The 9,961-nt window shown below is 74.4% G+C and carries 7 protein-coding genes; 5 read left to right on the top strand and 2 right to left on the bottom strand.

What is annotated here, in order from left to right; translation table 11 throughout:
• Window positions 1–201 precede the first annotated feature (201 nt).
• From ACZ7LB_RS28900 to ACZ7LB_RS28915, 4 genes are all read left to right on the top strand, one after another.
• Complete coding sequence (locus ACZ7LB_RS28900) at window positions 202–2,133, top strand: 2-oxoacid:acceptor oxidoreductase subunit alpha (RefSeq protein ID WP_471472148.1); 1,932 nt, start codon at window positions 202–204, stop codon at window positions 2,131–2,133.
• The gene (locus ACZ7LB_RS28905; protein ID WP_471472149.1) at window positions 2,126–3,184 is read left to right on the top strand and encodes a 2-oxoacid:ferredoxin oxidoreductase subunit beta; all 1,059 of its coding nucleotides are present in this window, start codon (window positions 2,126–2,128) and stop codon (window positions 3,182–3,184) included. The genes ACZ7LB_RS28900 and ACZ7LB_RS28905 overlap by 8 nt, the downstream gene beginning before the upstream one ends.
• A 377-nt stretch (window positions 3,185–3,561) precedes the next feature.
• A complete protein-coding gene (rarD, locus tag ACZ7LB_RS28910; protein WP_471472150.1) occupies window positions 3,562–4,701 on the top strand; it encodes an EamA family transporter RarD in 1,140 nt (379 codons plus the stop codon).
• 157 nt (window positions 4,702–4,858) lie between these two features.
• Complete coding sequence (locus ACZ7LB_RS28915; protein WP_471472151.1) at window positions 4,859–5,335, top strand: VOC family protein; 477 nt, start codon at window positions 4,859–4,861, stop codon at window positions 5,333–5,335.
• Between the two features lie 842 nt (window positions 5,336–6,177).
• Here ACZ7LB_RS28915 and ACZ7LB_RS28920 read toward each other — a convergent pair.
• Window positions 6,178–6,840, bottom strand: a complete 663-nt coding sequence (locus ACZ7LB_RS28920; RefSeq protein ID WP_471472152.1) for a zinc ribbon domain-containing protein — start codon at window positions 6,838–6,840, stop codon at window positions 6,178–6,180.
• Between the two features lie 1,089 nt (window positions 6,841–7,929).
• Here ACZ7LB_RS28920 and ACZ7LB_RS28925 point away from each other — a divergent pair.
• Window positions 7,930–8,883, top strand: coding sequence for a M28 family metallopeptidase (locus ACZ7LB_RS28925; protein ID WP_471472153.1), 954 nt, complete (start codon window positions 7,930–7,932; stop codon window positions 8,881–8,883).
• Between the two features lie 61 nt (window positions 8,884–8,944).
• Here ACZ7LB_RS28925 and ACZ7LB_RS28930 read toward each other — a convergent pair whose 3' ends face one another.
• A complete protein-coding gene (locus ACZ7LB_RS28930) occupies window positions 8,945–9,592 on the bottom strand; it encodes a tetratricopeptide repeat protein (RefSeq protein WP_471472154.1) in 648 nt (215 codons plus the stop codon).
• Between the last annotated feature and the right edge of the window lie 369 nt (window positions 9,593–9,961).

A 9,961-nucleotide genomic window follows, 5' to 3' on the forward strand; every position in this document is an offset into this window, starting at 1 on the left:
GATACGGGAGTCTCGGCCCAGAACACCCGATCGAACGAGAAACCGTGACGGACCCGGCGCCGACCCGGTGCCGGGCCGCCCGCGCACCGTGACCAACATCCGGATGTCCCCCGGAAGTCGGCCGGTGCGGACGTAGTGTTGCTCCGGGATGGTCACGGGAGACCAGTCCTCGGACAGCCGCCTCGAAGGAGGTCCAGTTCAGTGACCAGCCAGGTCAGCAGCAGCCCAGCGGAGCACGCCGACGGAACCGTCGTGGGAGAGCAGCGCCAACCGGCGGGGACGAAGGACGTCCGCCGCCTGGACCGGGTGATCATCAGGTTCGCGGGGGACTCCGGTGACGGCATGCAGCTCACCGGTGACCGCTTCACCTCGGAGACCGCGTCGTTCGGCAACGATCTGTCGACGCTGCCGAACTTCCCCGCCGAGATCCGGGCCCCCGCAGGGACCCTGCCCGGTGTCTCCTCGTTCCAGCTCCACTTCGCCGACCACGACATCCTGACCCCCGGTGACGCGCCGAACGTCCTGGTCGCGATGAACCCGGCGGCGCTGAAGGCCAACATCGCGGACCTGCCGCGCGGCGCGGAGATCATCGTCAACACGGACGAGTTCACCAAGCGGGCGATGCAGAAGGTCGGCTACGCGGCCTCGCCCCTGGAGGACGGCTCCCTCGACGGCTACAGCCTGCACCCGGTGCCGCTGACCACCCTGACGGTGGAGGCCCTCAAGGAGTTCGACCTCACCCGCAAGGAGGCCGAGCGCAGCAAGAACATGTTCGCGCTGGGCCTGCTGAGCTGGATGTACCACCGGCCCACCGAGGGCACCGAGAAGTTCCTGCGGTCGAAGTTCGCCAAGAAGCCCGAGATCGCCGCCGCGAACATCGCGGCCTACCGGGCGGGCTGGAACTTCGGCGAGACCACCGAGGACTTCGCGGTCTCCTACGAGGTGGCCCCGGCCGCCAAGGCGTTCCCGCCGGGCGTGTACCGCAACATCTCCGGGAACCTGGCGCTGGCCTACGGGCTGATCGCCGCGGGCCGGCAGTCCCGGCTGCCGCTGTACCTGGGCTCGTACCCGATCACCCCGGCCTCGGACATCCTGCACGAGCTGAGCCGCCACAAGAACTTCGGCGTGCGCACCTTCCAGGCCGAGGACGAGATCGCGGGCATCGGGGCGGCGCTGGGCGCGGCCTTCGGCGGCTCGCTGGCGGTGACCACCACCTCCGGCCCCGGCGTCGCGCTCAAGAGCGAGACGATCGGCCTGGCGGTCTCGCTGGAGCTGCCGCTGCTGATCGTCGACATCCAGCGCGGCGGGCCGTCCACCGGCCTGCCCACCAAGACCGAGCAGGCCGACCTGCTCCAGGCGATGTACGGCCGCAACGGCGAGGCACCGGTCCCCGTGGTCGCCCCGCGCACCCCGGCGGACTGCTTCGACGCGGCCCTGGAGGCGGCCCGGATCGCCCTGGAGTACCGCACCCCGGTCTTCCTCCTCTCCGACGGCTACCTGGCCAACGGTTCCGAGCCGTGGCGCGTCCCGGAGCCGGCCGAACTGCCCGACCTGTCGGTCGAGTTCGCCCAGGGCCCGAACCACACCACCGAGGACGGCACCGAGGTCTTCTGGCCGTACAAGCGCGACCCCGGGACGCTGGCCCGCCCCTGGGCCGTCCCCGGCACCCCCGGCCTCGAACACCGCATCGGCGGCATCGAGAAGCAGGACGGCACCGGCAACATCTCCTACGACCCGGCCAACCACGACTTCATGGTCCGCACCCGGCAGGCCAAGATCGACGGCATCACCGTGCCCGACCTGGAGGTCGACGACCCGGACGGCGCCCGCACCCTGGTCCTGGGCTGGGGTTCCACCTACGGGCCCATCACCGCCGCGGTACGGCGGCTGCGCGCCGCCGGGGAGCCCATCGCGCAGGCCCACCTGCGCCACCTCAACCCGTTCCCCGCGAACCTCGGCACCGTCCTGGCCTCGTACGACAAGGTCGTGATCCCCGAGATGAACCTGGGGCAGCTCGCCACCCTCGTCCGGGCGAAGTACCTGGTCGACGCCCACTCGTACAACCAGGTCAACGGCATGCCGTTCAAGGCGGAGCAGCTCGCCTCGGCGCTGAAGGAGGCCATCGATGACTGATCCCGCGACCCTGCTCCAGCTCGTCCCCAAGGCCCAGGGCCGGCAGTCCATGAAGGACTTCAAGTCGGACCAGGAGGTCCGCTGGTGCCCCGGCTGCGGCGACTACGCGATCCTCGCCGCCGTCCAGGGGTTCATGCCCCAGCTCGGGCTGGCGAAGGAGAACATCGTCTTCGTCTCGGGCATCGGCTGCTCCTCCCGCTTCCCGTACTACCTGAACACCTACGGGATGCACTCCATCCACGGCCGCGCCCCCGCCATCGCCACCGGGCTCGCCACCTCCCGGCGGGACCTGTCGGTCTGGGTCGTCACCGGTGACGGCGACGCCCTCTCCATCGGCGGCAACCACCTCATCCACGCCCTGCGGCGCAACGTCAACCTCAAGATCCTGCTCTTCAACAACCGGATCTACGGGCTGACCAAGGGCCAGTACTCGCCCACCTCCGAGGTCGGCAAGATCACCAAGTCCACGCCGATGGGCTCCCTGGACGCGCCCTTCAACCCGGTCTCCCTGGCCCTGGGCGCCGAGGCGTCCTTCGTCGCCCGCACCGTCGACTCCGACCGCAAGCACCTCACCGAGGTCCTGCGCCAGGCCGCCGACCACCCGGGCACGGCGCTCGTCGAGATCTACCAGAACTGCAACATCTTCAACGACGGCGCCTTCGACGCCATCAAGGACAAGCAGCGCGCCGAGGAGGCGGTGATCCGCCTGGAGCACGGGCAGCCGATCCGCTTCGGCACCGACGGCACCAAGGGCGTCGTCCGCGACCCGCGCACCGGCGACCTGGAGGTCGTCGAGGTCACCGCGGACAACGAGGCCGGCCTCCTGGTCCACGACGCCGCCGCGGCCTCCCCGACCACGGCCTTCGCGCTCTCCCGCCTCGCCGACCCCGACACCCTGCACCACACCCCGATCGGGGTCTTCCGCTCCGTCGAGCGGCCGGTCTACGACACCCTCATGGCCGATCAGCTCGACACCGCGGTGCGGCGGGACGGCGAGGGCGACCTCGGCGCGCTGCTCGCGGGCGGCGACACCTGGACGGTCGTCGGCTGAGTCCGGCCCGCCCCGTGCGACGGGACCCCGGCGGACGCCGCCCGGGTCCCGTCGGCGTTTCCCCGGCACCCACCGCTTGCCGGGGGGCCGGAGGCCGGGAGGGGCCCGGGAGGCCGGGAGAGGGCAGGGGCCCGGGAGGCCGGGGGCCGTGGCCCGGGGAGTCCCGGGGCCGCCGGGTCCTGGTGCCGGTGCTCGGGCCGGGGGCCCCGGGGCCGCACGCGTCCGTCCGTGTCCTGGGGGGGATGACCGAGGGGCGCCGGGCGGGCACCCGGAGTCCGCGGACCGGGGCTGTCATGACCGTATCGCGGTACGGGTATGACGCGCGGCGGCGCGCGGCGTTACCGTCATGGCGCACGGACATGCGAGGGAGGTGCCCCATGGCGCGGATGTCGGGGAACGAACAGCGAATAGGCCTGCTGAACGGCTTCGCCGCCTACGGGATGTGGGGGATCGTCCCCCTGTTCTGGCCGCTGATGAAGCCCGCCGGGGCCGGGGAGATCCTCGCCCACCGCATGGTGTGGTCGCTCGCCGTCGTCGGCGCCGTCCTGCTGTTCGTCCGGCGCTGGGCCTGGATCGGGGAGCTGCTGCGCCAGCCGCGCCGGCTCGCCCTGATCACGGTGGCCGCGGCGGTGATCACGGTCAACTGGGGCCTCTACATCTGGTCCGTGAACAGCGGCCATGTCGTCGAGGCGTCGCTCGGCTACTTCATCAACCCCCTGGTGACCATCGCGATCGGCGTCCTGCTGCTCAAGGAGCGGCTCCGGCCCGCGCAGTGGGCGGCCGTCGGCACCGGCTGCGCCGCCGTGGTGGTGCTCACCGTCGGCTACGGCCGGCCGCCGTGGATCTCCCTCTGCCTCGCCTTCTCGTTCGCCACGTACGGCCTGGTGAAGAAGAAGGTCAACCTGGGCGGGGTCGAGTCGCTGGCCGCCGAGACCGCGATCCAGTTCCTGCCCGCGCTGGGCTTCATCGTGTGGCTGGGGGCGCGCGGCGACTCCACCTTCGCCACCGAGGGCCCCGGCCACGCGGCCCTGCTCGCCGCGACCGGCGTGATCACCGCGATCCCGCTGGTCTGCTTCGGGGCGGCGGCGATCCGGGTGCCGCTGTCCACGCTGGGGCTGCTCCAGTACCTGGCGCCGGTCTTCCAGTTCCTGCTCGGCATCGTCTACTTCGGCGAGGCCATGCCGCCCGAGCGCTGGGCCGGGTTCGCCCTGGTCTGGCTGGCCCTCGCCCTGCTCACCTGGGACGCCCTGCGCACCGCCCGCCGCAGCGCCCGCGCGCTCAGGGCACGGGCGGCGGCGGCCGGGGCGGCGGAACCGGCGCCGGGCGGGCTCGCGGCGCGGGAGGGGGACGTCGTGGCCTGCGGAGTGCCGGCGGCGGGTACCACGGCCCCGGGCACGGCCCCGGCGGCGGCTCCGGGCACGCCCATGACCCCGGGCACGGCGTCGGCGGCTCCGGGCGGGGCTGCGGCGGCCTCGGGCGGTGCGTCGGCGGGCCCGGGCGGGGCTTCGGAGACCTAGGAGAGCCGGGAGAGCCGGGAAGGGCCCGGGGAGACCCAGGAGGGACTGGGAGGCCAGGAGGCCCAGGAGGGACCGGGCGAGCCGGGAGCGGGCCGCCGGGGCGCGTCTCCGGGATGTCCCTGGCGCGACCCCTCAGGCACCCCCTATGACTGGTGCCATGAACGAGAACCCCGCCGCCGCACCGGCTCCCCTGCACTACAAGATCGTCATCGATGCCGCCGACCCGCACGCGCAGGCCGGCTTCTGGGCCGCCGCGCTCCACTACACGACGGAGGACCACAGCGGGCTCATCGAGGGGCTGCTCGGCGCCGGAGCCGTCCCCCAGGAGGCCACCGTCGAGATCCGGGGCCGCCGCGCATGGCGGGACCTGGCCGCCGTACGGCACCCCGACGACCCCTGGCAGGAGGGGACGGGCACCGGTCTGGGACGGCGGCTGCTGTTCCAGCGCGTGCCGGAGCCGAAGTCCGGCAAGAACCGCCTCCACCTGGACCTCCACAGCGAGCGGGGCCGCCGGGAGGAGGAGATCGCCCGCCTGGAGTCCCTGGGCGCGAGCGTGCTGCGCAGGGTGGCGGAACAGGGCGGGGAGTGGGCCCACATGCAAGACCCCGAGGGCAACGACTTCTGCCTCCACTGAGACCCTCGCCGGGGCGGGCACGGGACGGGCGAACGTCGGCCAAGCCCGGGGCGGGCCGCCGCCCGCTCGTGCTCGGCCCCGTTCCCGGAAGAGCGGAGAAGACCCAGCCGCAGCTGCCCGGGATCGGCCCCCAGAGATGAGGACCCGGCCCTTCCAGTCCTCGGTGACCGTCTCGGGCACCCGGGCCGCGGTGCTCCGGCTTCAGGCGCCTCGTGCGTGGTGTCCATCCGTGGGCCCCCTCCCGGCACCACGGATGGGCACACGGACGGGGCGGGGGCACCCGCCCCACTCCCGGGGCGAAACGGAACCCCGTGTGCGGGACGGACCGATTCCCGGCCGTCCGGGACGGGCCGAGCCGCACAGTGGGCCGTCAGGGCCGCGCGGCCGGTGCGCGGCGGACGGCCGACAGAACCCGCTGAACGTGCCATTCTCGCCGAACGGCAACTCGCCGTCGGACACTTGGAGGCCGCGTGCCACACATGGGGGCTCGCACTGGACGACTACCCGCTGGTCGACTCCGGCCGCATTGACAAGCGTATGACTGGGATGTTCCGGCTGATCCGCCCTCACGCCGCGAATCACGACGCTCAAGCGCTGCACGAGCAGGCGCGTACCGTCGTACGGCCCGAGCTGATTCCCGCGTAGCGGTGGTCCCGTCCCTCGCCCCGCGAGCGGCGGAGCGCGTCCATGACGCGGCAGGGCGGGAGGACCCGAATGGCCCGGGCGCTGTCAGCAGATCCCCGGCGGCGACTTTCGCCCTCCGCCCGAGACCCGCGCGGTGGGGCGGTGGTCCGGTCCCCGCCCCGGGGGCGGGGCCGGGAGCACACCGCCCCCCTGGGTGGTCAGGCGCGGGTGCCGCAGGTGGGGCAGAAGGCCGCGCCGGCGGGCAGGTCGCCGTTGCAGGAGCCGCAGGCGGTGCTCTGGGCGAGGCGGTGGCCGCAGCCGTGGCAGAAGGCGCCGCCCCTGGTCTCCGTCTGGCACTGGGGGCAGACGAGCTGGCGCCGCGCGGAGGCGTCGTAGGTGGCGCCGTCGCGCTGGCCGGCGTCGTAGGCCCGCTGGGTGACCATGTCGTTCAGACCGCGCTGCTGCGCCGCCTGGGCCTCGGCGGCGGTATCGGGCGAGCAGGTGAGGCAGAGGCCCTGGCCCGCGTTCCAGCAGCGCCCGCAGACATAGCCGGTGCAGCGCGGGCAGCGGTTGAAGTGGCCCTCGGCGTTCTCGATGGCCCGGGAGAACGCGGCGTCCTTCTGGTTGCCGAAACTCGCCCCCGCGACCCCGTCGGCGGCGGCGGACACGCCACGCGTGGCGCCGTTGCCGAACATCGACCAGGCGGCGCCCACGCCCTTGGAGACCCAGCCCGCGACCTGTCCGGCGCGGAACGGCTCGAAGGGCGAGCGCCAGGTGTCGTAGCAGCGGCCGCAGGAGAACTCGAACTGGAACCCCGCGCCGGTGCCGTGCTCGACGCACAGGTCTCTGTGGTTGTTGCTGAAGTGGATCTCGTTGCTCACGGTGCCCCCATACACACGGCTCTGATGTGCCCGGCGCACGACCGGCAGGCCCCCGTCGGACCCACCGCCCCTCGTCGCCGCCGCCCCGCAGACTAGCGCCTTCCGGCCACGCGGTGACCGGGTGGTCGGCCCCCGGACGGCCGGAAGCGCCCCGTGCGGTCGACGGCGGGGCGGAGCGCGGGCCCGGGGCGCGCGGTGCGCCGGGCCAAGACCGGGGGCGGAGCCACCCCGGGGGGCCATCCCGGGGGGCCATCCCGGGGGCGGGCGCGCGAGGCCTCCGGGGTTCGGGGCGGGGCCGCCCGGAGTCCGGGGGCCGGACCGCCCGGGGTTCGGGAGGAGGCTGGGAAGGACGGGCCGCACGGGGGTCCGGACGGGGCCCCGGACGGGGCCGCCCGAGGGGTCGTGAGGGCCCCTGGGCCAGGGGCCACCCCAGGGTCCGGACGGGGCCCCGGGCGTGGCCGCCCGGAGGTCCGGGAGGGTTCAGCGGGCGGGGTCGCCCGAAGGTCCCGAAGCGTTCGCGGACGGGGCCGCCCGAGGGGTCGTGAGGGCCCCTGGGTGAGGGGCCGCCCCTGGGTCCGGACGGGGCCTGGGCGGGGCCGCCCGAAGGTCCGGGAAGGGGCACGGGACGGGTCGTCCGGGGCCGGAACGGGGACCTGTGGGGAACCCGGGCCCAGTCCCTGGCCGGGGCCCGGCGGAAGGCCGCAGGTGTCCCGGCGGGTGCGCGGTGGCAGACCTCAGAGCGACCCCGGCGAGTGCGCGGTGGCAGACCTCGGGGCAACCCCGGCGAGTGCACGGTGGCAGACCTCAGGGCAACCCCGGCGGGTGGGCGGTGGCGGGCCTCGGGGCGATCCGGGCGGGGCTCGGCGGATGGCCTCGGATCGTTCCCGGTGGGGCCCTGCGGGAGGCCGCAGGTGTCCCGGGCGGGGGTCGGCCGGAGGCGTCGTCCGGGGGCGGTGGCCGCTCCATGCCGCCCGGCCCGGTGGCCGATTGACGGCCTTGACGTGCCGTCAGCCCCGGCTTCACCATCCAGGCACCCCATTCACCGGAGTCCCCCCACCCCGGGACTCCCCGGAATCCGGAGCCCCCCACATGAAGCTCTCCGTGTCCGGACGCACCCTGACGGCCAGTGCCGTCGCGGTCGTCACCCTGATCGCCGGCGGTTCCCTGGCCGGAGCCGCGCCCGCGCCCACCCCCGCGGCCCCGTCCGCCGCCGCGCCGGACATACCCGTGGCCAACGTCAAGGCCCACCTCTCGCAGTTCCAGTCCATAGCCTCCGCCAACGGCGGCAACCGTGCGCACGGCCGCCCCGGCTACCAGGCGTCGCTCTCCTACGTGAAGTCCAAGCTGGACGCCGCCGGATTCACCACCACCGTCCAGCAGTTCAGCGCCTCCGGGGCGATCGGGTACAACCTCGTCGCGGACTGGCCGGGCGGCGACACGAACAAGGTTGTCATGCTCGGCTCACATCTGGACGGCGTCGCCTACGGGCCCGGCATCAACGACAACGGTTCCGGCTCCGCCGCCGTCCTGGAGACCGCGCTCGCCGTGGCCCGCGCCAACTACCGGCCCACCAAGCACCTGCGCTTCGCCTGGTGGGGCGCGGAGGAGCTGGGGATGCTCGGCTCCCGCGCCTACGTCAACGGCCTCGGCGCCAACCGCGCGAAGATCAGCGGCTATCTGAACTTCGACATGATCGGCTCGCCCAACCCCGGCTACTTCGTCTACGACGACGACCCCACGATCGAGAGCGCGTTCAAGGAGTACTTCAGCGGCATCGGCGTCCCGACCGAGATCGAGACCCAGGGCGACGGCCGCTCCGACCACGCCCCCTTCAAGAACGTCGGCATCCCCGTCGGCGGCCTCTTCAGCGGCGCGGACTACCGCAAGACGGCGGCGCAGGCGGCCAAGTGGGGCGGCACCGCGGGCCTGGCCTTCGACCGCTGCTACCACGCCTCCTGCGACACCCTCGCCAACATCGACGACACGGCGCTGAACCGCCACAGCGACGCCATCGCCTACGCGCTGTGGAAGCTCTCCGCCTGACGGCACCGGAGGCCGGGGCCGGCACCGGGAACGGTGCCGGCCCCGTGAGCACCGGGCCCGGTCAGCCGGTCCCCACCCGGGCGCGCTCCGCCAGGCGGTCCATGCGGACACGTACGGAGTCCAGCCGCTCGGTGTCCCCGGCGGCCGGGCCCCCCTCGGCGACGAGTTCGTCCCACAGCCCGATCAGCTCGCCCCCAAGCTCCAGCCCCCGGTCCGGTGCGCGCACCCCCCGCCAGGAGGTGGCCGCGCTCTGGACGTTGCCGTAGGCGGCCTCCGCGTCGCCCCGGCGGCGGTGGACCCGGGCCAGGTCCAACGAGAGCAGGAAGGCCCGGTCCGGGTCGCCCGAGAGATAGGCGATGTACGCGGTGAGCTCGCGCAGCCGCAGCACCTCCGGGTGTTCGGGGCCCAGCGTGCCCGACGCCCGGTCCACCGCCTGCTCCGCCAGCAGCGCCGCCTCCTGGGTGCGCCCCGCCCGCACGGCCTCGTTGATGCGCGCGGTCGGCTCCGCCAGCAGGGCGGGGGTGGTGCTGTCGCCGGGCGCGGTGATCGGCTCGTCACCCAGCACGGCCTCCGCCACGGCGTCGAAGCCGCGGGCGGGGGTCGGGGTGGGCCCGGCCTCGTCCTCGTAGTCGAAGCCGGGGGCCAGTCCGGCGGCGATCCCGGCGGTGACCGCGGCCGGGGCCGCGCCGGGCGCCGGTGCGGACGGCACGGGCGGGACCGGGGACGGCGCCGGGGGAACCGGGGCCGGGCGGACCGGGGCCGGGGAGGGGATCGGCCGCGAGGGCCCGGGGACGGCAGGGACGGCAGGAGCGGCGGGGTCGGCGGGAACGGGTCCCTCGGTGGTCCCGGATCCGCCGTCGGCCCCGGGCGTTCCGGGCACCGCGGGACCCGCAGGTCCTGCGGGCGTCTCGGCGTCCTGGGACGCGGTGGGCTCTCCGGCGTCCGCGGCCCGGGCACCCGTACGGGCCGACGCCCCCTCGAACGCCGTAGGGGCCGTAGGGGCCGTAGGGGCCGTAGGGGCCGTAGGGGCCGTAGGGGCCGTAGGGGCCGTAGGGGCCGTAGGGGCCGTAGGGGCCGT

The sequence above is a fragment of the Streptomyces sp. NPDC107521 genome (assembly GCF_055598485.1).

Bases quoted from the DNA above. Each gene is read 5' to 3' on its own strand.
- ACZ7LB_RS28925 (WP_471472153.1), top strand. From the start codon at position 7,930: ATGAAGCTCTCCGTGTCCGGACGCACCCTGACGGCCAGTGCCGTCGCG.
- rarD (WP_471472150.1), top strand. From the start codon at position 3,562: ATGGCGCGGATGTCGGGGAACGAACAGCGAATAGGCCTGCTGAACGGC.
- ACZ7LB_RS28915 (WP_471472151.1), top strand. From the start codon at position 4,859: ATGAACGAGAACCCCGCCGCCGCACCGGCTCCCCTGCACTACAAGATC.
- ACZ7LB_RS28905 (WP_471472149.1), top strand. From the start codon at position 2,126: ATGACTGATCCCGCGACCCTGCTCCAGCTCGTCCCCAAGGCCCAGGGC.